At 72.4% G+C, this 26552-nt stretch carries 24 protein-coding genes and 1 pseudogene; 5 read left to right on the top strand and 20 right to left on the bottom strand.

The window, feature by feature from the left end:
- The first annotated feature begins 31 nt into the window (after window positions 1-31).
- Window positions 32-1285 carry an amidohydrolase family protein gene (locus tag CCN39_RS12495; protein WP_086841531.1) on the top strand — a complete coding sequence of 418 codons (1254 nt, stop codon included), beginning with the start codon at window positions 32-34 and terminating at the stop codon, window positions 1283-1285.
- Here CCN39_RS12495 and CCN39_RS12490 read toward each other — a convergent pair.
- From CCN39_RS12490 to ruvC, 8 genes are all read right to left on the bottom strand, one after another.
- A complete protein-coding gene (locus CCN39_RS12490; RefSeq protein WP_086841529.1) occupies window positions 1282-3636 on the bottom strand; it encodes a RelA/SpoT family protein in 2355 nt (784 codons plus the stop codon). The two genes, CCN39_RS12495 and CCN39_RS12490, sit on opposite strands and share 4 nt — an antisense overlap.
- A 288-nt stretch (window positions 3637-3924) precedes the next feature.
- A complete protein-coding gene (locus CCN39_RS12485) occupies window positions 3925-4461 on the bottom strand; it encodes an adenine phosphoribosyltransferase (protein ID WP_086841527.1) in 537 nt (178 codons plus the stop codon).
- 1 nt (window position 4462) lies between these two features.
- Window positions 4463-5689: a protein translocase subunit SecF gene (gene secF / locus CCN39_RS12480; protein WP_086841525.1), complete on the bottom strand. Its 1227-nt coding sequence runs from the start codon at window positions 5687-5689 to the stop codon at window positions 4463-4465.
- A 1-nt stretch (window position 5690) separates the two neighbouring features.
- Window positions 5691-7490 (bottom strand): protein translocase subunit SecD, encoded by a 1800-nt coding sequence (secD, locus tag CCN39_RS12475; RefSeq protein ID WP_167455050.1) that lies wholly within the window; start codon window positions 7488-7490, stop codon window positions 5691-5693.
- Between the two features lie 218 nt (window positions 7491-7708).
- A complete protein-coding gene (gene yajC / locus CCN39_RS12470; RefSeq protein ID WP_208630218.1) occupies window positions 7709-8119 on the bottom strand; it encodes a preprotein translocase subunit YajC in 411 nt (136 codons plus the stop codon).
- Between the two features lie 136 nt (window positions 8120-8255).
- Window positions 8256-9323 carry a Holliday junction branch migration DNA helicase RuvB gene (ruvB, locus tag CCN39_RS12465; protein ID WP_167455049.1) on the bottom strand — a complete coding sequence of 356 codons (1068 nt, stop codon included), beginning with the start codon at window positions 9321-9323 and terminating at the stop codon, window positions 8256-8258.
- A gap of 8 nt (window positions 9324-9331) precedes the next feature.
- A complete protein-coding gene (gene ruvA / locus CCN39_RS12460; RefSeq protein ID WP_086841521.1) occupies window positions 9332-9928 on the bottom strand; it encodes a Holliday junction branch migration protein RuvA in 597 nt (198 codons plus the stop codon).
- Window positions 9925-10521 (bottom strand): crossover junction endodeoxyribonuclease RuvC, encoded by a 597-nt coding sequence (gene ruvC / locus CCN39_RS12455; RefSeq protein WP_086841520.1) that lies wholly within the window; start codon window positions 10519-10521, stop codon window positions 9925-9927. Before ruvC ends, ruvA begins: the two co-directional genes overlap by 4 nt.
- A 75-nt stretch (window positions 10522-10596) precedes the next feature.
- Here ruvC and CCN39_RS12450 point away from each other — a divergent pair, with 75 nt between their 5' ends.
- Window positions 10597-11037, top strand: coding sequence for a cupin domain-containing protein (locus tag CCN39_RS12450; protein WP_086841518.1), 441 nt, complete (start codon window positions 10597-10599; stop codon window positions 11035-11037).
- Here CCN39_RS12450 and CCN39_RS12445 read toward each other — a convergent pair.
- From CCN39_RS12445 to CCN39_RS12425, 5 genes are all read right to left on the bottom strand, one after another.
- Entirely contained in the window at window positions 11034-11585 is a 552-nt protein-coding gene (locus CCN39_RS12445) for a DUF4262 domain-containing protein (protein ID WP_167455048.1), read from the bottom strand. The genes CCN39_RS12450 and CCN39_RS12445 overlap by 4 nt on opposite strands.
- A gap of 86 nt (window positions 11586-11671) precedes the next feature.
- Entirely contained in the window at window positions 11672-12427 is a 756-nt protein-coding gene (locus tag CCN39_RS12440; RefSeq protein WP_086841514.1) for a YebC/PmpR family DNA-binding transcriptional regulator, read from the bottom strand.
- 41 nt (window positions 12428-12468) lie between these two features.
- Window positions 12469-13086, bottom strand: a complete 618-nt coding sequence (gene pdxT, locus CCN39_RS12435) for a pyridoxal 5'-phosphate synthase glutaminase subunit PdxT (protein ID WP_086841512.1) — start codon at window positions 13084-13086, stop codon at window positions 12469-12471.
- A gap of 165 nt (window positions 13087-13251) precedes the next feature.
- On the bottom strand, window positions 13252-13572 hold the full coding sequence (locus CCN39_RS12430; RefSeq protein WP_086841510.1) for an AzlD domain-containing protein: 321 nt from the start codon (window positions 13570-13572) through the stop codon (window positions 13252-13254).
- Complete coding sequence (locus CCN39_RS12425; RefSeq protein WP_086841508.1) at window positions 13572-14264, bottom strand: AzlC family ABC transporter permease; 693 nt, start codon at window positions 14262-14264, stop codon at window positions 13572-13574. Before CCN39_RS12425 ends, CCN39_RS12430 begins: the two co-directional genes overlap by 1 nt.
- A 69-nt stretch (window positions 14265-14333) precedes the next feature.
- Here CCN39_RS12425 and CCN39_RS12420 point away from each other — a divergent pair, with 69 nt between their 5' ends.
- The 3 genes and pseudogenes from CCN39_RS12420 (at window position 14334) to CCN39_RS12410 (ending at window position 17278) form a co-directional block, all read left to right on the top strand.
- Window positions 14334-14897: a helix-turn-helix domain-containing protein gene (locus CCN39_RS12420; RefSeq protein WP_086841506.1), complete on the top strand. Its 564-nt coding sequence runs from the start codon at window positions 14334-14336 to the stop codon at window positions 14895-14897.
- 142 nt (window positions 14898-15039) lie between these two features.
- Window positions 15040-15948, top strand: a pseudogene (locus tag CCN39_RS12415) (FAD-dependent oxidoreductase); the annotation flags it as partial.
- A 190-nt stretch (window positions 15949-16138) separates the two neighbouring features.
- Window positions 16139-17278, top strand: coding sequence for an acyl-CoA dehydrogenase family protein (locus tag CCN39_RS12410; protein WP_086841504.1), 1140 nt, complete (start codon window positions 16139-16141; stop codon window positions 17276-17278).
- A gap of 77 nt (window positions 17279-17355) precedes the next feature.
- Here the strand turns inward: CCN39_RS12410 and CCN39_RS12405 are convergent, their stop codons facing one another.
- The 7 genes from CCN39_RS12405 to CCN39_RS12375 form a co-directional block, all read right to left on the bottom strand.
- Window positions 17356-19641 (bottom strand): amino acid adenylation domain-containing protein, encoded by a 2286-nt coding sequence (locus CCN39_RS12405; protein WP_086841502.1) that lies wholly within the window; start codon window positions 19639-19641, stop codon window positions 17356-17358.
- 8 nt (window positions 19642-19649) lie between these two features.
- A complete protein-coding gene (locus tag CCN39_RS12400; protein ID WP_244210750.1) occupies window positions 19650-19934 on the bottom strand; it encodes an acyl carrier protein in 285 nt (94 codons plus the stop codon).
- Between the two features lie 47 nt (window positions 19935-19981).
- On the bottom strand, window positions 19982-20746 hold the full coding sequence (locus CCN39_RS12395; protein ID WP_086841498.1) for a thioesterase II family protein: 765 nt from the start codon (window positions 20744-20746) through the stop codon (window positions 19982-19984).
- Between the two features lie 115 nt (window positions 20747-20861).
- The gene (locus CCN39_RS12390; protein WP_086841496.1) at window positions 20862-23177 is read right to left on the bottom strand and encodes an SEFIR domain-containing protein; all 2316 of its coding nucleotides are present in this window, start codon (window positions 23175-23177) and stop codon (window positions 20862-20864) included.
- A 91-nt stretch (window positions 23178-23268) separates the two neighbouring features.
- Complete coding sequence (gene pdxS, locus CCN39_RS12385) at window positions 23269-24192, bottom strand: pyridoxal 5'-phosphate synthase lyase subunit PdxS (RefSeq protein WP_208630217.1); 924 nt, start codon at window positions 24190-24192, stop codon at window positions 23269-23271.
- Window positions 24193-24282: 90 nt separating this feature from the next.
- A complete protein-coding gene (locus CCN39_RS12380; protein ID WP_086841494.1) occupies window positions 24283-25266 on the bottom strand; it encodes an ArsR/SmtB family transcription factor in 984 nt (327 codons plus the stop codon).
- Window positions 25267-25299: 33 nt separating this feature from the next.
- The coding region (locus CCN39_RS12375) for an FAD-binding oxidoreductase (RefSeq protein WP_086841492.1) at window positions 25300-26552 on the bottom strand (1253 nt) is incomplete at its 5' end.

Here is a 26552-nt window from a genome sequence, read left to right as displayed (position 1 = left end):
GAGTTGACGCGTCAACTCTGGGAGGACACCGATGAAGACACTGCTGCGCGGCGGCATGGTGGTCAGCATGGATCCGGCGCTCGGGGACCTTCCCCGTGGCGACGTGCTCATCGAGGACGGCCGGATCGCCGCCATCGGCGCCACGCTCGACGCCGACGCCGACGCCGAGATCGTCGACGCGACCGGGAAGATCGTGCTGCCCGGGTTCGTCGACACGCACCGGCACACCTGGCAGACGGCGTTCCGCGGCCACGGCACGGACTGGACGTTCGACCAGTACCGCGTCACCGCGCACGGCACGCTCAAGCCGCACTACCGGCCGGAGGACGTCTACCTGGGCAACCTCCTCGGCCGCCTCGAAGCCCTGAACTCCGGCGTCACGACCATGCTCGACTGGTTCCACTGCGCCCTCCACCCGGAGAACGCCGACGCCGCGATCGCCGGGCTGCACGACGCACCCGGCCACTCGATCTTCTGCTACGGCGCCGACGGGCCGGACATCACGCCGGAGATCCGGCGGGTGCGGGCCCTGCTGCCGGGCGAGGACATGGCGCTGGGCCTGCGCGGCCCGGTGGTGTCCACCATGGACGAAACCGCCGCCGATGTCGCGCTGGCGCGGGAACTCGGGCTGCGGGTCAGCGTGCACGTCCACGGCACCGGTGGCTGGCCCCATGGCGACCGGCCGATCGCCGGGATGCGGGACCGCGGGCTGCTCGACGAGCGCACCACCGTCGTGCACGGCAACGACCTGTCCGACGACCAGCTCGTGATGCTGGCCGAGGCGGGGTGTTCGGTGTCGGTCAGCCCGGACGTCGAGCTGAAGATGGGCTTCGCGCCCCCGGTAACCGGCCGGGCGCTCGCCGCCGGCCTCCGCCCGGCGCTGTCGGTCGACAACTGCCTGTCCGCCGGCGGGGACCTGTTCGGCGCCATGCGCACGGCACTGGCCGCCGACCGCGGCGGCGTCACGGCTCGCGACGTCCTCGAGTTCGCCACCGTGGACGGCGCCCGGACTTGCGGGCGCAACAGCGGCCGCCTGGCCGTCGGCCGCGACGCCGACCTGGTCCTGCTGGACGCCGAGGACCTCTCGGTCTTCCCCGTCGGCGACCCGGTCCGCACCATCGTCAGCGCCGGCCACCCCGGGCTGGTGGACAGCGTCTACGTCGCCGGGAAGGCGGTCAAACGGCACGGGCGCCTGCTCGACGTGGACTTACCGCCGTTGCGCGCGCGGCTGCTGGAGTCACGCGAGCGGATCGCCGCGGCCGCCGGCGTCTCCTGGACCCCTTAGGAAGCCGACGTCACGCGGTAGACGTCGTAGACGCCTTCCACGCCGCGAACCACCTTCAGGACGTGGCCGAGGTGCTTCGGGTCGCCCATCTCGAACGAGAAGCGGCTGACCGCGACCCGGTCGCGGGACGTGGTCACCGACGCCGACAGGATGTTGACCTTCTCGTCGGCCAGCACCTTGGTCACGTCCGAGAGGAGCCGGTGCCGGTCGAGTGCCTCGACCTGGATCGCCACCAGGAACACCGACGACGCCGAGGGCGCCCACTCGACCTCGACCAGCCGCTCCGGCTGGGACTGCAGGTCGCCCGCGTTCGTGCAGTCCGTGCGGTGCACCGAAACGCCGCCGCCGCGGGTGACGAAGCCGAGGATCTCGTCGCCCGGGACGGGGGTGCAGCAGCGGGCGAGCTTCGCCCAGACGTCGCTGGCGCCCTTGACCACCACGCCGACGTCGTTGGAGCCGCGGCGGCGGGTCACCGTGGACGGTGTCGCGCGCTCGGCGAGTTCCTCTTCCGCCGCGTCGACACCGCCGATCAGCGCCACCAGGCGCTGCACGACGTGCTTCGCGCTCGTGTGGCCCTCGCCGACCGCCGCGTACAGCGACGAGATGTCGGCGTGGCGCAGCTCGGTGGCGACCGCGCCCATGGACTCCGCGGAGACCAGCCGCTGGATCGGCAGGCCGACCTTGCGGATCTCCTTGGTGATGGCTTCCTTGCCGCCTTCGATCGCCTCGTCGCGGCGTTCCTTGGCGAACCACTGCCGGATCTTGGCGCGGGCCTTCGGCGAGCCGGCGAACTGCAGCCAGTCGCGCGACGGCCCGGCGTTCTCCGCCTTCGACGTGAAGATCTCGACGACTTCGCCGTTCTCCAGCTTGCGCTCGAGCGCGACCAGGCGGCCGTTGACGCGGGCGCCGATGCAGCGGTGGCCGACCTCGGTGTGCACGGCGTAGGCGAAGTCGACCGGCGTCGAGTCGACCGGCAGCGTGATGACGTCACCCTTCGGGGTGAACACGAAGATCTCGCGCGCGGCCAGCTCGTAGCGCAGGGACTCGAGGAAGTCGCCCGGGTCCGCCGCCTCGCGCTGCCAGTCGAGGAGCTGGCGCATCCACGCCATCTCGTCGACGTCCATCGCGTTGCCGTTGTGCGTGCCCTTGGTTTCCTTGTAGCGCCAGTGCGCGGCGATGCCGTACTCGGCGGTGCGGTGCATCTCGTAGGTGCGGATCTGCACCTCGAGGGGCTTGCCGTCCGGGCCGATCACCGTCGTGTGCAGCGACTGGTAGACGCCGAAGCGGGGCTGCGCGATGTAGTCCTTGAACCGGCCGGGCACCGGCTGCCACAGCGCGTGCACGACACCCATCGCCGCGTAGCAGTCGCGGACGTCCTCGACCAGGATGCGGACGCCGACCAGGTCGTGGATGTCGTCCAGGTCGCGGCCGCGGACGATCATCTTCTGGTGGATCGAGTAGTAGTGCTTCGGCCGGCCCTCGACCTTCGCGGTGATCCGCGACGAGACGAGGTTGCTGGTCAGGTCCGTGATGACCGACCGCAGGTAGATGTCGCGTGAGGGCGCGCGGTCGGCGACCAGGCGCACTATTTCGTCGTACTTCTTGGGCTGCAGGATCGCGAACGCGAGGTCTTCCAGCTCCCACTTGACCGTGGCCATGCCGAGGCGGTGGGCCAGCGGGGCGAGCACTTCGAGCGTTTCGCGGGCCTTGCGGGCCTGCTTCTCCGGCGGCAGGAAGCGCATGGTGCGCATGTTGTGCAGCCGGTCGGCGAGCTTGATGACCAGCACCCGGGGGTCCTTGGCCATCGCGATGACCATCTTGCGGATGGTCTCGGCCTCGGCGGACGAGCCGAGCTGCACCTTGTCCAGCTTCGTGACGCCGTCGACCAGCTCGGCGACCTTGTCGCCGAAGTCGGCCTTCAGGCTCTCGACGGCGTAGCCGGTGTCCTCGACCGTGTCGTGCAGCAGCGCGGCGACGAGCGTGGTGGTGTCCATGCCCAGCTCGGCGAGGATGGTGGCGACGGCCAGCGGGTGGGTGATGTACGGGTCGCCGGACTTGCGCCGCTGGTTGCGGTGGAGTTCCTCGGCGACGTCGTAGGCGCGCTGGAGCAGGCCGAGGTCGCCGTTGGGGTGGAGCTCGCGGTGGATGACGGCCAGCGGTTCGAGGACCTGCTTGACCGGAGCGGCGCGCTGGGCGGTGATCCGCCGGGCGAGGCGCGCCCGGACCCGCCGGGTGGCGGACGGATTCGGCGCCGCGCCGTTCGGCTTCGGCGGCGCGGGCTGTGCCGCCGCCTGCCCGTTCTGCTGGGCGCCCTGCTTCGCGGGCACCGCGGCGTCGAGCTCCTGGCTCACCCGCACCTCCTGCTGCTCGTGCGGCCTTCGGACCACCAGGGTAGCCGCTGCGCCTCGCAGCCCTGTCGGGTGCGCCCGTTCAGGGGGATGTGGAGCTCACCACCAGCCGGTTCCCCGCCTCCCGGCGTGCCGCAACCCGTCACCCACGTGACCCGGCCCGTCACCCACGTGATCCGGGCCGTATCTCACGTGATCAGGCCCGTAACTCGCGTGATCAGAGCCGGAACTCGCGAGTTCCGGCCTCAATCACGTGAGTTCCGGGTTTAATCACACGAGTTCCGGGTGGGATCACGCGGGTGACGGGTTCAGCAGGGTCTGGAGGGCGTGGATCTTGCGGTTGCCGAGGACCTGGCGGCCGCCGAGGGCGGCCAGCTCCAGGACCACCGAGACGCTGTCGACCACCGCGCCCGCGTCTTCGAGGAGCTTGCCCGTGGCCGCGACCGTGCCGCCCGTGGCGAGGACGTCGTCGAGGATCGCGATGCGCTGGCCCGGCTTCACCACGCCGGCCGGGAGCTCGACCGTCGCCGTGCCGTACTCCAGGGCGTAGTCGACGCGGCCCGCCACGGCCGGCAACTTGCCCGGCTTGCGGATCAGGACCACGCCGAGGCCGCGGGCGTACCCGACGGCCGCGGCGAGGAGGAACCCGCGGGCCTCCACGCCGGCGAGCGCCTCGACTTGCGCGTCGAGGGTGCCCGCCAGCGCGTCGGTCACCGCTTTGAACGCACCCGCGTCCGCGAAGAGCGGGCTCAGGTCGCGGAACAGCACGCCGGGCTCGGGGAAGTCCGGCACCTCGGCGATCAGGCCGAGGGCGTCGTCGAGCTCCACGTCAGCGCTTCCGCTTGCCCGCGGGCTTGCCGGCCGGGCGCTGCTTCTGGATCCGGGCGGGGACGCTGGCCGCGGCCGCGTACGCCTTCTCCTTGCGCAGTTCCTTCGCCAAGGCGTCGTCGTCCGAGGCGTCGAACTCCTCGCCCGCCGCCTTGCGCTCCTGGTTGGCACGACGCTGGCGGACCCGCTCGGCCTGCTGCGCGTACTTCGGGTCGCGCATCTTGAAGTCGACCAGCAGCGGCGTCGCCAGGGCGACCGACGACAGGACGCCGACGAGGGTACCGGTGAGCTGCACCAGCGCCAGGTCCTGCAGCGTGCCCGAGCCGAGCAGCACGTACCCGACGACCAGCAGGCCGAGGATCGGCAGCAGCGCGATGAACGCCGTGTTGAACGACCGCATCAGGGTCTGGTTCAGCGCGAGGTTCGCCGCCTCGCCGTACGTGCGGCGGGTCAGGCCGAGCAGGCCGCGCGTGTTCTCGCGGACCTTGTCGAACACCACCACCGTGTCGTACAGCGAGAACCCGAGGATGGTCAGCAGGCCGATCACGGTCGCCGGGGTGACCTCGAAGCCGATCAGCGAGTACACCCCCGCCGTCACCAGGATGTCGTGCAGCAGCGACACCAGCGCGGCCGCGGCCATCCGCAGGTCGAAGTAGACCGCCAGGAAGATGACCACCGCGACGAGGAACACCGCGAGCGCGATCAGCGCCTTCTGCGAGATCTCGCCACCCCAGGACGCGCTCACCGCGCTGTCGCTGATCGCCTGGACGCTGGCCTGGCCGTTGCTGCCCTTGGGGCCCAGGTCCTGGAACAGGCCCTGCTTCAGCTTGGCGACGTCGGCCGCGTTCAGCGTCTCGGTGCGGATCTGGATGGTCGACGCGGCACCCGTGCCGACCTTCTGCGCCTCCGCGGCCGGGTGGCCCAGCGCCTTCTGGAACGACTCCTTGGCCTGCTCCTCGGTGATCACGCCGTGGATGCCGTTGGCCGGCATCTGGATCTGCGTGCCGCCCTCGAACTCGATGCCGAGGTTGAAGCCGCGGATGATCATCGACAGCAGGCACACCAGCACCAGCGCGCCGAAGAAGGCGTACCAGCGCTTGCGCTTGCCGACGACGTCGAACGCACCCGTGCCGACGTACAGCCGGTGGAAGACGCTTTCCCTCTTGCCGGGCTTCACCGTCGCCTTGGCGTTGCCTTCGGCGTCCGTGCCCAGTTCTTCGACCCCCACGTCAGGCCTCCTTCACGTTCGCGCGGCCGACCGAGGTCGACTTCTTACGCTGCGAACCCACTTGCTGCACGGCGCCGAGACCCAGGTGCCTCGGATTGGACAGGAACGTGTTCTTGGACGTGGACACCATGGCCACCAGCGGGTGCGTCACCAGGTACACGACGACGAGGTCGAGCACCGTGGACATACCGAGGGTGAACGCGAAGCCCTGGACGTCGCCGACCGCGATGACGTACAGGATCGCCGCGGCCAGGAAGCTCACCGCGTCCGACGCCAGGATGGTGCGCCGGGCGCGGACCCAGCCGCGCGGCACCGCGGACCGGAAGGTCCTGCCTTCCCGGATTTCGTCCTTGAGCCGTTCGAAGTAGATGACGAACGAGTCCGCCGTGATCCCGATGGCGATGATCAGGCCGGCGATGCCCGCGAGGTCCAGCGTGTAGCCGATCCAGCGGCCGAGCAGCACCAGCACCGCGAACACCAGCGCGCCGGACAGGGCCAGCGACAGGATGGTGAGCACGCCGAGCAGCCGGTAGTAGAACAGGCAGTAGACGAAGACCACCAGCAGGCCGATGCCGCCGGCGATCAGGCCGGCCTCCAGCGAGGCCAGGCCGAGGGTCGCCGACACCGTGGTCGCGTCCGAAGAGGCGAACGACAGCGGCAGCGAGCCGTACTTGAGGATGTCCGAGAGGTCCTTCGCCTCGGACTGGGTGAACTTGCCGGTGATCTGGGTGTTGCCGTCGAGGATGGCCACCTGGATGTTCGGCGCGGACACGACCTGCGTGTCGAGCACGAACGCCGCCTGCTGGCCGGTGTTCTTCGAGGTGAAGTCCGCCCAGGTCTTGGTGCCCTCGCTCTTGAAGCTGAGGTTCACCACCCACTGGCCGCGCTGCTGGTCGTAGCCCGAGGTCGAGTCGGCGATCTCGGTGCCCGGCAGGAATTCCGGCTCCAGCAGGTACTTGTACGTGTCGTGGTCACCGCAGGCGACCAGCGGCAGCTTCGGGTCGTCGTTGCCCTCGAGGGGGTCCTTGGCGTTCGGCGCGCAGGTCAGCGCCGCCATCGCCTTCGAGACGAGCTCCTGGTTCGGCTGGCCGTCGGCGCCGATCAGCTGCGGGTTCTGCCGGAGGGCCTTGGCGGCCTGGATCTCCTTCGCGGTCTCCGCGTCGACCGAGCCGTCCGAAGGCGCCGGTGCCGGTGCCGGGGTCGAGGACGGCGGCGGGGTGCTGCTGCTCGGCGCGGCCGGCGTGGTGTTCTGCTGCGGCGCGGCCGCGGCCCCGCCACCACCACCGGCGGTCGGCGGCGCGCTCGACGTGGCCGTCGGCGTCTTGGTGCCCGTCGCGCCGGAAGGCGGCGTGCTCGGCGCGCCCGAGGTCGGCGTGCCGGTGGCCGGCGGCGGGGTGTTCGTCTGCGGCGGCACCACCGGCTGGGTGGCGGCCGAGACGACCTTCCGGAAGCCCAGCTTCGCGGTCTTGCCCAGGTTCTTCGCCTGGTCGCCCTGCTCGCCCGGGACCGTGATGACGACGTTGTTGCCGTCGAGGAGGACCTCGGTGCCGCTGACGCCGATCCCGTTGACGCGCCGTTCGATGATCTGGCGCGCCTGGTTCAGGGACTCACGGGTCGGCTGGCCGCCGTCGGGGGTGCGGGCGGTGAGCGTGACCCGGGTGCCGCCCTGCAGGTCGATGCCCAGTTTCGGGGTCGGCTTGTGGTTGCCGGTGAGGAACACCAGCGCGTACAAGACGATCACGATCAGGGCGAACAGGGCGAGATAGCGTCCCGGGCGGAGATGCCCGGCGGAAGCTGCCACGGTGCTTCGGTCTCCTCGGACGGGGTGGACCCCAAGTTGCGGTGCCCGCCCGGAGGGTTACCGGGTGGGACTGTGTGCGATTCACTCCCGGGCACGGGTATGACGGCGGACACGCACGCAGCACCGAGACACTACTCGGTGCTGCGTGAGCCCGGCGTTGCAGGCCACACCGACTTTCGTCGGGGCTTTCGCCGCGCGCCCGGGAGGACCCGCGGGCGTTACTTCTTGCCGTGCTCCAGCGGCGGCGCCACCTGCGCGGTGGTCTGCGGCTCGTCGTCCTTGATGCCGGAGGTCGACTCGATGATCTTCGGCTCCTCGGCGGGGGTCTCCTCGACCTCGTCGACCGAGTCCTCCTCGGTCTCGACGACCGGCTCCACCTTCTCGCGGACCGCGAGCCGCAGCCAGGTGGTGACGACACCGGGGGCGATCTCGATGTCGATGGTGTTGTCGCCGGAGGCGTCGGCGACAGTGCCGTAGAGACCGGACGTGGTCATCACGCGGTCACCGGGCGCCAGGCTGCTCTGCAGTTCCTGCTGCGCGGCCTGCTGCTTCTTCTGCTTGCGGGTGCTCATCACCAGCGGCACGGCGAGGACGAGCACGAGCAGCAGGGGCAGCAATAGCTGTTGCATGATTCTCCGTTCGACGGACACCCGGGCCCAGCCGAAATGTCCGGTTTTTGGGTATGTGCTCCTGTTGAGTGTGCCAGGTACCAGCGCGGACGCCAGCACCCACCCGCCGGTACGGGCCGCTGGGTCGTGTTCGAGCTCAGTCCTGCTCGAACAGCGACGGCCCGCCCTGGTCCGGGCGCCCCGGGAGGTCCGCGGGCGGCACCATGCCGAGGTGTTCCCACGCGGACGCGGTCGCGACGCGGCCACGCGGGGTGCGGGCGAGCATACCGGCGCGGACGAGGTAGGGCTCGCAGACCTCTTCCACGGTGGTCGCCTCCTCCCCCACGGCCACCGCCAGCGTCGAGATGCCCACCGGCCCGCCGCCGAACGACCTGGTCAGTGCGGTGAGCACGGCCCGGTCGAGGCGGTCGAGACCCAGCTCGTCGACGTCGTAGACGGCCAGCGCGGCGCGGGCGACGTCGCGGGTCACCTTGCCGTCGGCGCGGACCTCGGCGTAGTCGCGGACACGCCGCAGCAGCCGGTTCGCGATCCGGGGCGTGCCGCGCGAGCGGCCGGCGATCTCGGCGCAGCCGTCGCGGTCGATCGGGATGTCGAGGATCGTCGCGGCCCGGCGGACGACCAGCTCCAGCTCGGCGTCGGTGTAGAACTCCATCTGGCCGGTGAAGCCGAACCGGTCGCGCAGCGGACCGGTCAGCGAGCCGGACCGGGTGGTCGCCCCGACCAGCGTGAACGGCGCGATTTCCAGGGGGATGCTGGTGGCGCCCGGGCCCTTGCCGACGACGACGTCGACCCGGAAGTCCTCCATCGCCAGGTAGAGCATCTCCTCGGCGGGGCGCGCGATCCGGTGGATCTCGTCGATGAACAGCACGTCGCCGGGCGCGAGGTTGGACAGCATCGCGGCCAGGTCGCCGGCCCGTTCCAGGGCGGGGCCGGAGGTGATCCGGATGGCCGCGCCGAGTTCGGCGGCGACGATCATCGCCATCGACGTCTTGCCCAGCCCGGGCGGTCCGGACAGCAGGACGTGGTCGGGGGGCACGCCGCGGCGGCGGGCGCTCTCCAGCACCAGCTCCAGCTGCTCGCGGACCCGCGGCTGGCCGACGAACTCGTCGAGCTTGCGGGGCCGCAGGGTGCCTTCGACGTCGCGGTCGCCGGTCTGGGCCCACGCCGAGAGCGCCTCTTCCTCTTCCACCGCTTCATACTCCACGGCCGGGCCTACCGCTTCCGGCCGAGGGTGGTCAGGGCGGCGCGCAGGACGCTGGCGGTCGTGTGGCCGTCACCGTCGGCGAGGACCTTGTCGACGGCCTGCTCGGCCTGCTTGGCCGGGAAGCCGAGCCCGGCCAGCGCCTCGACGACCTCGGCACGCAGCGCGCCGGGGGCGGTGACGGCGGGCGTGTCGCCCGCGCCGCCGAGGGCGGTGACCTTGTCGCGCAGTTCGAGGGTGAGCCGTTCGGCGCCCTTGCGGCCGATGCCGGGCACCGAGGTGAGCACGGTGATGTTGCCTTCCACCAGCGCGGCCCGCAGCTTGTCCGGGTCCAGCACGGCCAGCGTGGCGAGCGCGAGCCGCGGCCCGATGCCGGACACCGTCTGCAGCAGCCCGAACAGCTCGCGCGCGTCGGCGTCGGCGAAGCCGAACAGCGTCAGCGAGTCCTCGCGCACGACCAGCGCGGTGTGCAGCCGGGCCTCTTCGCCGCGGCGCAGGGTCGCCAGCGTCGCCGGGGTGGCCTGCACGGCGAAGCCGACCCCGCCGACCTCGACCACGACGTGGTCGAGGCCGACCGACAGGACTTCTCCGCGTACCGACGAGATCATCGTGCTGCTCCTGGGTTCTTGGCGGGTTTCGCCGCCTGCTTCGCCGCCGCGGCGAGGCGGGCTTTGTGCGTGCGGGCCATCTCGGCCGCGCGGGCTTCGGCTTCGGCGAGCCGGGCCCGCATCGGCTCGCGCCACAGGTGGCAGATGGCCAGGGCGAGGGCGTCCGCGGCGTCGGCGGGGTGCGGCGCCACTTCAAGGTTGAGCAGGCGCATCACCATGGCCGTGACCTGGGCCTTGTCGGCCCGGCCGGACCCGCTGACCGCGGCCTTCACCTCGCTCGGCGTGTGGAAGACGACCGGCAGGCCGCGGCGCGCGGCGGCCAGGGCGACCACCCCGCCGGCCTGCGCGGTGCCCATCGCGGTCCGGACGTTGTGCTGGGCGAAGACGCGCTCGACGGCGACGGCCTGCGGCTGGTACCGGTCCATCCACCGCTCGACCTCGTCGGAGATGCCGAGCAGGCGGTGGGCCAGGTCGGCGTCGGCCGGCGTCCGCACGACGTCGACGGCGACGCAGCGGACGGCCCGGCCCTTGCCGCCGTCGACCACCCCCAGGCCGCACCTGGTCAGACCGGGGTCGACCCCGAGCACCCGCACCCGTTCTTCCTTCCCGTCGCGAACACCAGTTCGAGCTTGCAGGCTACTGGGCGCGTCTGCGGCAGGATGGCAGACATGCCGGAGCCGTCGGATTTCATCACCCACCTGGGACTTCAGCCGTTGCCCGTCGAAGGCGGGCGGTGGGCGCAGAGCTGGCGGGCGGAGGCCGGCTCGGCGATCTACTACCTGCTCGTCGCGCCGGAGTTCTCCGCCCCGCACCGCCTCGACCGGGTCGAGGTCTACGCCCACCACGCCGGCGCGCCCGCGGCCATGCTGCTGCTGCACCCGGACGGCTCGGTCGAGCGGCCGGTGCTGGGGACCGACGTCGCCGCCGGTGAACGCCCGCAGGTCGTGGTGCCCGCCGGGACGTGGCAGGCCACGGTCACGCGGGGCGCGTGGAGCCTGCTGGGCACGGTCGTCGTGCCGCCCTACACGGACGACTGCGTGGAGTTCGCGCCCGCTTCGGAGCTGGCGCTGCGGTATCCGGAAGCGGCCGCCGACCTGCGGAAGTTCTAGGGGCCGTCGACCCCGGGGGTCCAGCTTTCGGGGTCGCCGCTCCCGGTCAGCACCGGCTGCCAGCGCGCGAAGCCCTCGGGCGCGTCCGGGTGCCAGGGGAACTTGCCCTCGGGGGTCGCGACGATCAGCTGCAGCGCCGGGAAGTCGCCGTCCGGGTAGATGAGGAAGGCCGTGCCGAAGTACTCGGGGTAGTGCCCCTTGTTGACGCGCTCGAGGACGACCGGGACGCCTTCGAAGAAGTCGTCGTAGCGCTTGCCGACCTCGAAGATCTCGCCGTTGGCGGCGCGGTCGACGTACGCGTCGAGCAGCACCTGCCCCATCTGGCCGGGCAGCCCGACCACGACGGCCTCCGGCACGTTGTGCAGCGCCCACGCGCAGGCCGTGAAGGAGTAGCCGGCGCCCTCGTCGTCGGAGGCGACGTTGATGACGGCGTTGCCGCGTTCCTTCGCCTGCCCCTCGATCCATTCGATGAGGCGCAGTTCTTCCGCGGACAGTTCGGCGGTGATGTCGGCGGCAGCGGCGGGGGTCGTCGAGGTCACGGCGCACATTCTGCCTGACGAGCCCGGGTCAGCCCAGGGCCCGGGCCGGAAAGTTTCCGGCCCGGGCCCGAAAGCGGTGCGGTGCAAGGGAAAACTCAGCCGACTTCGGCGAGCACCTCGTCCGAGACGTCGAAGTTGGCGTAGACGTTCTGGACGTCGTCGCAGTCTTCGAGGGCGTCGATCAGCTTGAAGACCTTCTTCGCGCCGTCCGCGTCCAGGGGGACGTTCACCGTCGGGAGGAAGGTGAGTTCCGCCGACTCGTACTCGAACCCGGCCTCCTGGAGCGCCTTGCGCACCGGCACCAGGTCGCCGCCTTCGCAGACGATTTCGAAGCTCTCGTCGAGGTCGTTGACCTCTTCGGCGCCGGCGTCGAGCACCGCCATGAGGACGTCGTCCTCGGTGGCGTCGCCCTTGGGCATGATCACCACGCCCTTGCGGTTGAACATGTAGGCGACCGACCCCGGGTCGGCGAGGGAGCCGTTGTTGCGCGTGAGCGCGGTGCGGACCTCCATCGCGGCGCGGTTCTTGTTGTCGGTGAGGCACTCGATCAGCACCGCCACGCCATTGGGCCCGTAGCCCTCGTACGTGATGTCCTGCCAGTCGGCGCCGCCGGCCTCTTCACCGGCGCCGCGCTTGCGGGCCCGCTCGATGTTGTCCTGCGGGACCGAGTTCTTCTTCGCCTTCTGGATGGCGTCGTAGAGCGTCGGGTTGCCATCCGGGTCGCCACCACCGGTGCCCGTCCGGGCGGCCACCTCGATGTTCTTGATCAACCGCGCGAAGAGCTTGCCGCGCTTCGCGTCGAGGTTGGCCTTCTTGTGCTTCGTGGTGGCCCACTTGGAGTGGCCGCTCATCTCTCCTCCATCTGTTCCGTACCCCGGCCGGGCACCGCGGCTCAGGCCGCCTCTCGCACGAGGTCGACGAACAGCCGGTGCACCCGCACGTCGGGCGTGAGTTCCGGGTGGAACGCGGTCGCCAGCACCGCCCCCTGCCGGACCGCGACGATCCTAGCGGTGTCGTCGTCGACGCCGGGCACACCGCTGACGGTGGCCAGCACCTCGACGCCGTCACCGGCCTTCTCGACCCAGGGAGCCCGGATGAACACCGCGTGCACCTGTTCGCCGATCCCGGCGAAGTCCAGGTCGGCCTCGAAGGAGTCGACCTGCCTGCCGAAGGCGTTCCGCCGCACGACGACGTCCAGGCCGCCGAGCTGCTGCTGGTCGGGCCGCCCGTCGAGGGTCTGCCGCGCCAGCAGGATCATCCCGGCGCAGGAGCCGAAGGCGGGCAGCCCGTCGGCGATCCGCGCTTTGAGCGGTTCCAGCAGCTCGAAGCTCTCCAGCAGCCGCGACATGGTGGTCGACTCGCCACCGGGCAGCACCAGACCGTCCACTTCGGACAGCTCAGCGGCCCGCCGGACGGGCACGGCCCGCGCGCCCGCTTCGGCCAGCATGGCCACGTGCTCCCGCACGGCGCCTTGCATGGCGAGCACACCGATGAGCGGTTCCGACGACACCCGACCTCCCGAAAGACCTTCCCACCAGCCTAGACGCCCCCACTCCCCGGCTTCGCGGCAGGTCAGCCCCGCTCGCCCCAGCAGCAGCACGGGCAAAACTGTCGGTGGCCTCCGGTAGCGTGGAAAACGGGGGGCGCCCCCGCGGGCCGGAGTCGGCAGGCGGGGTCAGGGGACGCCGGCCAGCCTCAGCAGCGCTGCCGTCGCCGCGGCGGCGACCACCACCACCGCGAACGGGGCCTTCCGCCACGCCAGCACCCCCGCCACCAGCACCCCGGCCGGCCGGGCGAAGCCCGCGAACCCGTGTCCCTCCGTCAACGCGCTGACCGCGACCAGCGCCGCCAGCAGCACCACCGCCGCCAGCGCCATCAGCCTCTCCGCCCGCGGCGACAGCTTCACCCGGCTGCGCAGCGCCGGGCCCGCGAACCGGAACGCGAACGTTCCGGCCGCCAGCACCGCCGTGGCGATCAGCAGTTCCGTCCCGTCCATCAGCGCGCCTCCTGCAGCTCGGGGTCCTTCGCGGTCAGCCCGGCCAGCACCCCGGCCAGCGCGAGCAGCACCGGCAGCCCGGCCGGCAGGAACGGCGTCGCCGCCAAGGCCACCACCACCCCGATCAGCACGGGCAGCCGCGCCGCGCGATCGCGCAGCGACGGCAGCACCAGCGCCAGCAGGACCGCCGGGAACGCCGCGTCCAGGCCGAACGCGTCCGTGTCTTTGATCGCCGTCCCGGCGTACGCGCCGACCAGGACGCCCGCGTTCCAGAAGACGAAGATCCCCAGCCCGCACGCCCAGTAGGCCGCACGGCGGCGCGGGGCTTCGTCCTGGGCCATCGCGAACGCCACCGTCTCGTCGCTCATCAGGTGGCTGCCGAGCGCCCGGGTGCTCCGGCGCGTCCCCACGGCGTCGCCCACCGCGAAGCCGAACGGCAGGTGCCGCGCGTTGGCCAGCAGGCCGGCCAGCACGGCCGCGAACGGGTTGCCGCCCGCGGCCACGATCCCGATGAACATGAACTGCGACGCCCCCGCGAAGACCAGCAGGGACATCAGCATCGGCAGCCACAGCGGGAAACCGGAGCTCACCGCGATGGCGCCGTAGGAGACCCCCACGAGACAATCGGCGAGACAGACCAGGCCGATGTCACGGGCGAGGCCCCGATCGAGTGTTCGCCATATCGAACGCATGTGTTCTATGGTGAACACATGCCCCTGTGTTCGTCAAGGCGAACAGAACGACCGATGGAGCGAACAGCAATGCCGCAGGAAACGACGGGCGCGCCGCTGGACATCATCGCGGCGTCCCTGCGCCGCGAACGGACCCGCGCGGGCTTGTCCCTGACCGAGGTCGCGCGCCGCGCCGGCCTGGCCAAGTCGACGCTGTCCCAGCTCGAGTCCGGCACCGGCAACCCGAGCGTCGAGACGCTGTGGGCCCTCGGTGTCGCTCTCGACGTACCCTTTTCCCGGCTCGTCGAACCGGACCGGCCCAAAGTCCGGGTGGTCCGCGCGGGCAAGGGACCGACGGTCTTCGCCGAGCACGCCGACTACGCGTGCACGCTGCTGTCGGCCTGCCCCACCGGCGCCCGCCGCGACATCTACGTCGTCCGCGGCGAGCCGGGCACCCCGCGCCGCTCCGACCCGCACATGACCGGGGTGGTCGAGCACATCGTGCTGTGCGCCGGCCGCGCCCGCGTCGGCGTCATGGACGACCCGGAGGAGCTGCTGCCCGGCGACTACATCTGCTACCCCGGCGACGTCCCGCACATCTTCGAAGCCCTCGAGCCCGGGACCTACGGCGTGGAGATCTCCGAATACAGCTGAGCACGGACGAAGTGGGTCCGCCGGCGTTCCAGCCCATAGGTTGGCACCGGTCGCGACGCCGATCCGGGCCGGCCGGCCGCCCTCGCCGGTCCCGTCCCCTGCCGAGCCACGGGCTCGCTGACGTTCGTTGTGAGGCAGCCGCATGTACGACGTCATCGTGGTCGGGGCGCGCTGCGCCGGTGCGCCCACCGCCCTGCTGCTGGCCCGCGCGGGCCACCGGGTCCTCCTGCTCGACAAGTCGGCGTACGGCTCCGACACCCTCTCCACGCACCTCGTCCACCAGCCCGGGATCGCCGCCCTCGCCCGCTGGGGAGTGCTGGACGGCGTCCGCGCGTCGGGCTGCCCGCCGCTGGAACGAACCGTCTACGAGATCGCCGACGTCCGCATCGAGGGGTGCGCCGGCGGCGTGGCGGGCCAGCGGGCGAAGTTCGCCCCGCGGCGCCGGGTTCTGGACGCGTTGCTGGTGGACGCGGCCGTCGAGGCCGGGGCCGAGTTCCGCGACCGCTGCCGGGTGACCGGGCTGCGGTGGGACGGGACGGGCCGGGTCACCGGGGTCGAAGGCCGGCACGGGGGCCGGACCTTCACCGAAGACGCACGGCTGGTGGTGGGCGCGGACGGCATGCGCTCCACCGTCGCCCGGCTGGTGGCGGCGCCGTACCGGGTGCGGGACCCGCTCATGACCTGCGCGTACCACACGTACTGGCCCGACGTGCCCGCCGACGGCGTGGAGCTGTACGAGCGGCCCGGCAGCTGGGTGGCCGCCGTGCGCACCCACGACGACGCGACCCTCGTGCAGGCGTACTTCCCGCAGTCCCGGTTCGCGGAGGTCCGCACCGACGCCCGCCGGGCCTACGAGGAGCAGATCCGCGCCACCGCGCCCGCGCTGTACGAGCGGCTGCGGGGCCGGGAGCCCGCGGAGCGCCTGCACGGCAGCGGTGACCAGCAGAACTTCTTCCGGCAGGCGACCGGGCCCGGCTGGGTGCTCGCCGGCGACGCCGGGCACCACAAGGACTCCATCACCGCCCGCGGCATCAGCGACGCGTTCCAGCAGGCGGAAAGCCTGGTGACCGAGGTGGGCGGCGCGCTCGGCGGCGGCCCCGCGCGGCTCGACGCCGCCCTCGCCCGGTTCGCCGGCGATCGGGACGCGGCCCTCACCCCCGGCTACCAGGCCACGCTCGGCGTCGCCCGGCTGGCTCAGGCCCACCGGCAACGGCTCGCCGTCCTGCGCGCCGTGCAGTCCGATCNNCGCGCTCCGCAAGCTGGTCCGCGACTTCTCCGAAAAGGAGATCGGGCCGTACGCGGACGTTTGGGAAGCGAACGGGAGCTTCCCCGCGCACGAGCTGTTCCCCAAGATGGCCGAGCTCGGCCTGCTCGGCCTGGAGTACGACCCGGCGTACGGCGGCCAGGGCGCCGACCACCTCTGCACGGTGATCCTGCACGAGGAGCTCGGCCGCGTCGGGCCCGCCGGCGTGGCCCTGGGCATCGGCATCCAGACGGACATGGCGACCCCGTCGCTGCACCGGTACGGCAGCGAGGAGCTCAAGCAGCGGTACCTGGTCCCGGCGATCAGCGGCGAGGCGGTCTGCGCGGTCGCGGTGACCGAGCCCGACACCGGCTCCGACGTGGCCGCCTTGACGACCCGGGCGGTGCGCGACGGCGACGACTGGGTGATCAACGGCTCGAAGGCCTACATCACCAACGGCACCCAGGCGGACTGGATCTGCCTGCTGGCCCGCACGTCCGACCAACCCCCCGGCGGCGGCCTCGGCGTCGGCCTTTCGCAGATCATCGTCCCGGCGGACACGCCGGGCTTCCGGGTCTCCCGCAAGCTCGACAAGCTCGGCATGCGCTCCTCCGACACCGCCGAGCTGACGTTCACCGACGCGCGGGTCCCGGTCGGCAACACGATCGGCGAGATCGATCTCGGTTTCTACCAGCAGATGAGCCAGTTCCAGAACGAGCGCCTCGCCCTGAGCTACGCGGCGGTCGGCGGCATGGAGACGGCCCTCACCAGAACCGCGGACTACCTGAAGAACCGCAAGGTCTTCGGCAAACCGCTGATCGACAACCAGCACCTCGCCTTCACGCTGGCCGAGCTGAGTGCGCGGCTGGACGTCCTGCGGCACTACAACTACGCGGCCGCGGAGGCGTACATGCGCGGCGAGGACGTGAACCGGTTCGCGACCGTCGGGAAGCTGGAGGCGGGCCGCCTGGCGCGCGAGATCTCCGCGACGTGCCTGCAGTTCCACGGAGCCATCGGGTACATGGAGGAGATGTGGACCGCCCGGTACTTCCGGGACAGCCCCGTGTGGTCGATCGGCGGGGGCGCCGACGAGGTCATGCTGTACGTCCTGTCCCGATTGGACGGCTACCACGGGTGACGCGGGGCACCACCAGCGGGTCGAGCGGCTGATCCGCGTCCCCGGTACCGCCTCGGCGGCACCGGGGACGCGGCCGGTCACGCGGCCCGCGAGCCCTGCTTCGCGAACCAGCCGACGGGCCGGGCGAGGGCCACCAGCCGGCGTCGGTCGATCTTCCCGGTCGTCGTGATGGGCAACTGGTCCACGACCGCCCAGAGCGCCGGGACCATGTACGACGGCAGCTCGTCGCGCAGCCGGTCGCGCAGGCCGGCCGGGGTGACCGCCGTTCCCGGGGTGAGCCGGACGGCGGCGACGAGCCTCTTGTCGGTGCTGTCGCCTTCCGTGACCGTCACGAACGACTCCTCGACCCCGTCCTGGGCGCGCAGCACCTCCCCGATCGCGGCCGGCTCGATGCGGAAACCGCGGATCTTGACCTGGTCGTCCGCCCGTCCCAGGAAGTGCAGCCGGCCGGCCCCGTCGAGCCGAACCAGGTCCCCGGTGCGGTAGAGCCGGGCCGGAACGTCCGGGGAGAAGAACCCGAACACCCGCTCAGTCTCCGCCCGGTCGTTGAGGTACCCCGAGGCGAGACCGGCTCCGGCCGTGTACAGCTCTCCGACGGCACCGGGCGTCAGCAGTCTCCCGCGGCTGTCCAGGACGTGCACCTGCGTTCCCGGGACCGGCGAACCGATGGGCACCGGCCCGTCGACGTCCGCGGCTTCGCGCACCGAACAGGACGTCGTGACGACCGTGTTCTCGGTGGGGCCGTAGCAGTTCGTGATGACGAGGCCCGGGTTTTCCGCCAGCGCCTGCTTGACGTGCTCGTGCGGCACCACGTCACCACCGGTCATGAGGTGCCGCAGGCCGGCGAACGACCCGCTCGCGAATTCGTGCACCAGCCCGAACAGGCCTGCCGTGAGAAACGCGACGGTGACCCGGCGCTCCGCCAGGAAAGCGCCGATCTCGTTCGGAAGCAGCACGTCCGGTGGGCAGATCTCCAGCGTCGCCCCCGTCAGCAGGGTGCCCCAGATCTCCAGGGTGGACGCGTCGAAAGCCAGGGGTGCCAGGCGGAGGGAGCGCTCGCCCGGGCCCAGCGCCAGGTGCTTGCCGTCGTGGACCAGCCGGAGCACGCCGCGGTGGGGTATCGCCACCCCCTTCGGCGCACCGGTCGAGCCCGACGTGAAGGCGACGTACGCCAGCCGGCCGGGATCGGGCCGGACAGGAGGTGCGGGCTCGCCACCGATCTCCCATCCCCGGTGCCAGGCAGCGACCAGCGGCACGCCGAGCCGGCCGGCCGCATCACCGGCCGCGATCGCCGCGGCCGGGCGGGCCTTGGCCAAGATCCTCGCGGTGTGCGCCGCGGGCTGGGCCAGGTCGGCCCCGAAATAGGCGGCGCCCACCCAGAGCGTGCCCAGCACGGCCACCACCTCCGCGACCGACCGCGGAAGCCCGATCAGCACGGTGTCGCCTTCGCCGACGCCGGCCGCGCGCAGCAGCCGGGCCTGCTCGGCCACGGCGACGGCCAGCTCGGCGTACGTCAGCGCCGAGTCCGCGTCGCGCACGGCCACCGCGGACGGCCACCGGTCCACCGCCTCGCGGAAGCGCTGGTCCACCGACGAGCCGGGGCGGACGCCACTCGGGCGGTTGACGGCGTCGAGGATCGCCCGCGACCGGGCGGAGATGCACCGGATGTCCGCCAGCGTGACCCCCGCCCCGGCCGTCGCCAGCGCCTCGGCGAGTTCTTCCACGGCGGCCGAACAGTCCAGGAAGAACCGCCGCGCCTCGTCTTCCTCCCACAGGTCCGCCGCACAGTCGGCGAAACCGGCGAACGACCCGCCGGTGTCCTCCAGCCGCACGGCGATGTCGAACCGGGGTCCGGCGTCCGTCGCCCGCGGGCCGGGCCGGCCGGGCAGGGCCACGAAGACCTGGACCAGCGGGTGCCGTCGCCCGGACCGTTCGACACCCAGCCGCGTGACGACTTCGTCGAGCGGAAAGCCGCCCCGGTCCAGGCTCCACGCCAGCGATTCGCGCACCCGGCGGGTGAACGCTTCCGGCGTCAGGTCGTCGTCGATGTCGAGGCGCACCGGGACCGGGTCGGCGGGATCGCCGACCCCGACCAGCAGCGTGCTCAGCCCGGTCAGCCTGGCCAGCGTGAGACCGAACGCGGCGAAGAGCACCGAGGACGGCGGTACGTTCGAGGTGCTCGACAGTTCGCGGAGCAAAGTCACGGTCCGCGCGGACAGCTCGATGGGCTGCCGGTGACCGGCTGCGAGCGCCTGCTGTGGCCGGCGTTGCCCCGACGGCACCTCCAGGACCGTCGGCACCTTCGCCAGTCTTCGCGCCCACAGTTCGGCCGTGTGCTCGTCCCGGCCGTCAGGTGTTCCCATCGCCCGCCTCACCTCGGATTCGCCGCAGTCGCGTCTCTCATCCGGTCGAGCAGGGCCGCCTGAGCCCGGATCGTGGGGGCCCGGAGGACGTCGACGGGCGTGATCGTGATTCCCGAGGACTTCGCCATCTTCGCGATGAGGGAGATGAGGACGAACGAATCGCCGCCCGCGTCGAAGAAACTCGTGTCGTCGTCGGGGGTGTCGTAGCCGAGGGTGTCCCGCCAAGCCGTCCGGACGAGACCGATGAGCCGAGGTTGCTCCTCGACCTGCTGACCACTTGCCGCGTCTGCCATGAATCGCACCTCTCCGGTTGGTTTTCGGGCGGGGTTCTCCGGCCGGCTCAGGCGGTGGCCGTACCGGACCGCACGGTGTCCAGTACGCCGCTCAGGTCCGCGAGCAGCGCGGCCTCCTGGGGTTTGAGGTAGAAGTGCCCGCCGGGCAGCACCCGGAGCCGGAAGGCGCCGTTCGTCAGGTCCGCCCAGCGCGCGATCTCCGCCGGGGTCACTTCGGAGTCGTCCTCACCGGCGTACGCGTAGACGGGGCAGGCCAGCGGCGGCCGCGAGCCACCGGAATAGCCGGCCACCAAACGGTAATCGCCGCGGACCGCCGGGAGCACGGCTTCCCTCATGCCCGGGTTCTCGAAGGCTTCGGCGCGACTCGCGTCGAGGCCCACGACGTGCGCGATGATGTCCTCGTCCGCGCTGGGCACCGTGCCGCCGGGCAGCGCGTGCGGCGGCTGCGTGCCGGACACGCACAGGGCGGCCGGCGAACACCCCCGGTCCTGCAGGCGCAACGCCACCTCGTGCGCCACCGTGGCCCCGAAACAGTGGCCGAACAGCACGATCCGGTGCCGGGCCAGCTCGCCGAGCGCGTCGGCGATGTCGTCCGCGAGGGCTTCCAGCCCGGGCGGGAACGGGTCGTCGAACCGATCCTCCCGGCCGGGGTACCGGATGGCCAGGACGCCGATGTCCGACGGCAGTCCGGCCGGCCAGGTGCGATACGCACCCGCCACGGAACCGGCGTGGGGAAAGCAAACCAGTTTCGTCTCGCACCCGTCGTCGTCGCGGAAGCGACGCACCCACTTCTCTTCCACCGCGCTCTTCATCGGCTGAGCCCCCTTTCCCGGACGGCCGGCGGTATCGCCGGCTGCCGCAGCCAGGAGTCTCACGCTGAACGGTGCCGGTCGCGACTCTGAGCGTGCGAAGTCTTCGAAGCGCAGCTCAGGCCGGGTCGCCCAGGTGCCGCTGCAGGTGCTGGTGCCGGAACTGGTGAACCGCTCCGTACTGGCGGAGCACGCCACGGTTGCGGGCGTCATCGAGGAAGCCGAACAGCCGCCACGGCAGCCGGCCGCGCGCGGCGAGCACGAGCCGGGCCACGGTGAATCTGGCGTACGCGCCGTACAACATCCACGCGGCGGCGTAGCCGAGGACGATCCGGACCGCGTACTCGATGCCCAGCACGGCGAACACCGCCGCGATCGCCAGCATGGTTCCGGTGCCGGCGAGGACGACCTTGCGGTCGGCGCGCAGGGTGCCGCCCGGGCTCGTCGGGCGTTCGAGGTCGGCGAGCACCACCAGGCCGTCGCTGCGGCCGTGGCGTTGCCGCCGCCACAGCTTGCGGCCGGACCACCAGGCCAGGAACCCGCCGCCGAGCACCAGCGCCGTCAGCGCCAGTGCCGCACGGACGGTGAGCACCAGTCCGGCGGCGATGCCCCGGCCGGCGAACAGCAGCGCGAGCACGCCGGCCGCGAACAGCAGCGCGGTCCCCAGCTGTTTCGCGAAGTCGCGCAACTCGGCGCGCACCTTGGGCGCGGAGCCGTCGAACCGGTGCGGGGTTTCGAGATCGGTCACTCCGAAGTAGGCCAGGTACCGCGCGTTGCCGGCGACCAGCCCGACCACCGCGGCGGCCACCAGCCCGGGCACGACACCGGCGGTGCTGGCCAGCCCGAAGCCCAGCGCGGCGCCCGCCGCGACCCGGCACGTGGGCGCGACCCACGGGAGGCGACGATCGAGCTGCCACCACGCGATGTCCGCCGTCCCGGCCGAGGCGAGGTGCTCCAGCCAGCGCCGCACGTTGCTGTGGTGCACCCGGGCGAAGGCCCCGTGCCGGCGGCGGCCGGGATGGTCCGGGTAGACCGCCTGGACGAGGTGCTGCACCAGGTGGGCTTCGATCGAGTCCCAGTCCGGGAAGCGAACCCGGTCGCCCAGGTCGCCGGGATCGCGGCCGGCGTCCTGGTGGACCACGCGGAGCAGCCACACCGCCAGCGGTGTCGGCGCGGGCTCCGCACGCAGCCGGGCGAACAGCGGGGCCAGGCGGGACGCGCCGTGGGGCACGGTCTCGGCCAGGTAGTCCTCGACGTCGTCCCGGTCCAGCGGCAGCAGTTCGGCACGGGTCGCGCGCGCCAGCCCGACGCCCGCCGCCTCCAGTGCGCGGTACTCGGCCTCCCCGCACGTGACGACCAGCGGGACCGACGCCCCCAGCCGGTTGAGCGCCGCGATCGCCTCGGGCCTCAGGTCCGCCGCGATCGTCTCCAGGCCGTCGAGGACGGGCAGCACCAGGCCCACCTCCAGCAGCGCGGACGCCAGCGTGAGACGTCTCCCGCCGGCCCACGGCACGGTCCGGCCCAGCCGGTGGTCGCGGGCCAGCCGGCGAGCGAGCCAGTCGAACGGGTGCAGCTCGCCCGGGTGCCAGCCGGTGACCGGGACCAGCACCGGCACCGGGTCGCCCCTCGTCCACCCCGTCAGCAGCGCGGACACCAGCCGGAGCGCCGAGACGCTCTTGCCGGATCCCGGGCGGCCGAGCACGAGCAGCCGCCGGGTCGGCACGTCCCGGCGGAAGAACGGCCCGATCCGGTCGAATTCGCCGCCTTCGGTGCGCCAGCGGGTGGCCAGCGGGCGCGGGTCGTCCAGGCCGAGCCGCTCCGTCTCGTCCCGCAACTCGCCGCCGACCGCGCCCGCGAGGGCCTCCGCGGCGTCGAGCAGTACCCGGCTCAGCTCCTCGGACAGCACCGGCGAGCGGACCAGCCCGTCGGGGTCCGCGCTCGCCGGAGTGGCGAGGGGGCCCAGCTCCGGCTGGGGGCAGCGGGGCTGCCCGGTCAGCACCCGCAGCAGCTCCTCGAGCTGCCCGGGGATCGCGTACCGGGTCGCGGAGTAGGGCTGGAGGAACGCCGGCAGGTCGTCGGCGGAGCAGCCGGGCAGGACGACCGGAAGGATCTTGGCCAGCCACCGGGCCCGGTCCGCCGCCAGCTGCTCGCGTAGCATCACGAGCTGGAACCGGGCGTGGCCGGGCGAATCGCCGTCCGATTCGGCCAGCCGCTTGTACCGGGGCGAGCCGATCGCGAGCACGAAGTCGCCGTGCTCGATCTGCTCCACCACCCACGCGAGCCAGTCCCGGCGCCGATCGCGCTCCCACAGGTCCAGGCGGACGTCGATGCCCCAGCCGCGCAGTCGTTCGGCGAACCGGAGGACGGTCTCGGTGTGGTCGCCGGAGTCATCGGCGTACGAGACGAACACCCGGGGACTTCGCGTGGGCGGCACGCCGGACGATCCTAGTACCGCCGCCCGGAGCCGGGCCGGGAACGACCCCGTGGCGAAACCGCCACGGGGTCCGTTGCCGGCCGGAGTGCCGTTACCAGCCGCGCTCGGCGAGGCGGTGGGGCTCCGGGAGCTCCTCGACGTTGATGCCGACCATCGCCTCGCCCAGACCGCGCGAGACCTTGGCCAGGACGTCCGGGTCGTCGTAGAACGTCGTCGCCTTGACGATCGCCTCGGCGCGCTGGGCCGGGTTGCCGGACTTGAAGATGCCCGAGCCGACGAACACGCCCTCGGCGCCGAGCTGCATCATCATCGCCGCGTCGGCCGGGGTCGCGATGCCGCCCGCGGTGAACAGCACCACCGGCAGCTTGCCCGCCTCGGCGACCTCCTTCACCAGCTCGTACGGCGCCTGCAGTTCCTTGGCCGCGACGAACAGCTCGTCCTCGGGCAGGTTCTGCAGCCGGCGGATCTCCTGGCGGATCTTGCGCATGTGCGTGGTGGCGTTGGAGACGTCGCCGGTGCCGGCCTCGCCCTTGGAGCGGATCATCGCCGCGCCCTCGGTGATCCGGCGCAGGGCCTCGCCGAGGTTGGTCGCACCGCAGACGAAGGGCACCGTGAAGGCCCACTTGTCGATGTGGTTGGCGTAGTCGGCCGGGGTGAGGACTTCGGACTCGTCGACGTAGTCCACGCCGAGCGACTGCAGGACCTGCGCCTCGACGAAGTGGCCGATGCGGGCCTTGGCCATCACCGGGATCGAGACGGCCTCGATGATGCCGTCGATCAGGTCGGGGTCGCTCATCCGGGCGACGCCGCCCTGGGCGCGGATGTCGGCGGGCACGCGCTCGAGGGCCATCACCGCGACCGCGCCGGCGTCTTCGGCGATCTTGGCCTGCTCGGCGGTGACCACGTCCATGATCACGCCGCCCTTGAGCATCTCGGCCATGCCGCGCTTCACCTTGGCGGTGCCGGTGACGGACTGGACGGTGCCGGTGGCGGGGGCGGGCTGCTGCTCGGACACGACGGGGCCTTTCGACAAGGAGAACAAGGGGTGACGAGTCCGAGGGTAGGTCGGCGGTGGACCCTTCAAGCAGGCCAGTACGCGGGTATCTCAGCAGTCCACTTCGCCGGTGCCCGCGACCAGGGCTTCCGCGAGCGAAGTGCGCACGTAGAGCACGTGACGTCCGGCACGATGCCGGTTGACCAGGCCCGCAGCGTGCAGGACGCCGAGGTGCTGCGACACCGCCCCGGCGCTCAGCCCGCTCCGGCGGGCCAGCTCCGCGGTGGACGCCGGGGCGGCCAGCTCGGCCAGCAGCATCGCGCGGCCGCGGCCCACCACGGCGGCCAGCGCGCCGGGCGCGGTGGCCGTGCCGGTCTCCCACAGCGTGGCGATCCCGCGCGGCGGGTAGCGCAGCACCGGCTGCCAGCGCGCGTCGGTCTTGGAGAACACCCGCGGCCACACGAACGCCGAGGGCACCAGCACGAGGCCGCGCCCGTCGAGCGGGACGGCGGCGTGCAGGTGCCGGTGCGCCACCGTGAGCGTGCCGCTCTGCCAGCGGACCAGCGGGGTGAGGTCGTTGAACAGCTCGGCGGCGCCGCCCTGGGCCAGCAGCCGGGACCGGTACAGCACGTCGGCCTCGAGCAGCGCGCGGATCCGCGGCCAGTCGGGGGCCAGCACCAGGTGCCAGTACCGCTCCATCAGCGTCGCGAGCCGGTCCAGGCCCGCCTCCGGCTCGCGGTGGAGCCGGGTCAGCGCGGGCGAGCGCGGCCCGCTCATCGCGTCGAGCTCGCGCCGGACCAGGCGGGCGGGCACGTCCCGCAGGTCGGCGAGCTCGTCGGCCAGCTCGGGCAGCGGCGTCGACGGCGTGCCGGCCAGGAACCCGGGCAGGTGCCGCAGCGGGACGAGGTCGCGCAGCAGCCCGATGTCCAGGCCGGCCTCGGCCAGCGCCGCGGTGGCGCGCTTGATCCACGGCAGGTGCAGGGCGTGCTGCCCCGGCTGGTTCAGGACGCGGACGCTCGCGACGATCTCCCAGGCCGGGGAGAACGCGAACCGGGTGTGCGCCAGGTCCTCTGTGGAGAATGCCAGGTCGAGCACCGTTGCCTCCTGCCGGCGGGAATCCGGCGCAGTCTAGGACGCTCCCGTGTGGACGGTCGAGCGGGGCACGGAAAGCCCTTGCGGGAAGGCGAAAACCCCGTCCGGGTCGTACTTCCGGGCGATCGCGCGCAGCCGCGGCAGATTCGCCCCGTGGTACGCCCGGTCCCAGTCCGGCATGTCCGGGTCGAGGTAGTTGACGTACCCGGTGGTGCCGAACTCCGGCCCCAGCCCGTCGCGCACGGCGGCCAGCGCACGCCGGGCCTCGGCTTCGCCGCCGTCCTCGGGCGCGGCGCCGTGCAGGAACTGGAAGCTCGCCAGGGCGGACCGGTGCGGAAACGCCGTTTCGCGGGCACCGACGCGGGCGATCGCGCCGCCGGCGGAGTCGATGAGTGTGCCGACGCGCGGGGCCCGGGTGAGCACCTCCACGACCGCGGCCGGGTCGTCGACGGGCCGCAGCAGCATGCGCGAGGTGCCGACGTACGCCGCCCGCGCCGCGACCGCTCCGGGCCGGGCCTCGTGGTCGTCGAACGACCGCAGCGCGCTCAGGTGGTCCTGCGTGCGCGCCTCCCGTTCGGCCGGCGGGGTGCCCACGCGGCGGACGAGGTCGTCGAGCAGCGGCTTCAGCCGGCCCTCGGTGCCGAGGAACGTCCCGCTGGTTTCGGCGGTCGCCGCGCCGATGTTCACCCCCGACCACAGCTCGTCCGGCATTCCGGGCAGCCACTCCTGCCAGGCGGCCAGCAGCGCGGCCTGGGTACCCGGCGGGAAGATGAGCTTGTAGGTGACGACGTCGGCGATGGGCACGGTCGAGAAGGTGAAACCGGTGACGATCCCGAAGTTGCCGCCGCCTCCGCCGCGCAGGGCCCAGAACAGGTCGGGCTCCGCCGTCCTCGACACCGTGCGCACCCGGCCGTCGGCGGTGACGATCCGCGCGGCCTCGAGGTGGTCGCACGTCAGCCCGTGCTTGCGGTCGACCAGGCCGACGCCGCCGCCGAGGACGAGCCCCGCGATGCCGACGGTTTCGCACGAGCCGGCCGGCAGGACCCGGCCGTGGGCGGCCAGCGTCGTCGCGATCGGCCCCAGCCGGGCGCCCGCCCCGATCGCGGCGCGGCCGTCCGGGCGCACGTCGATGCCGGAAAACCGGCTGAGGTCCACCACGATCCCGCCGTCCACAGTGGAATAGCCGGGATAGCTGTGCCCGCCGCCGCGCGCGGCGACCGGCAGCCGGTGCCGGGCGGCGAACCCGACCGCGGCCTGGACGTCTTCGACGCACGCCGCGCCGACGACCG

The organism is Amycolatopsis kentuckyensis (assembly GCF_002155975.1).
In the GTDB taxonomy this organism is placed as follows: Bacteria; Actinomycetota; Actinomycetes; order Mycobacteriales; family Pseudonocardiaceae; genus Amycolatopsis; species Amycolatopsis kentuckyensis.
This window is presented reverse-complemented; position numbering and strand designations above follow the sequence as displayed.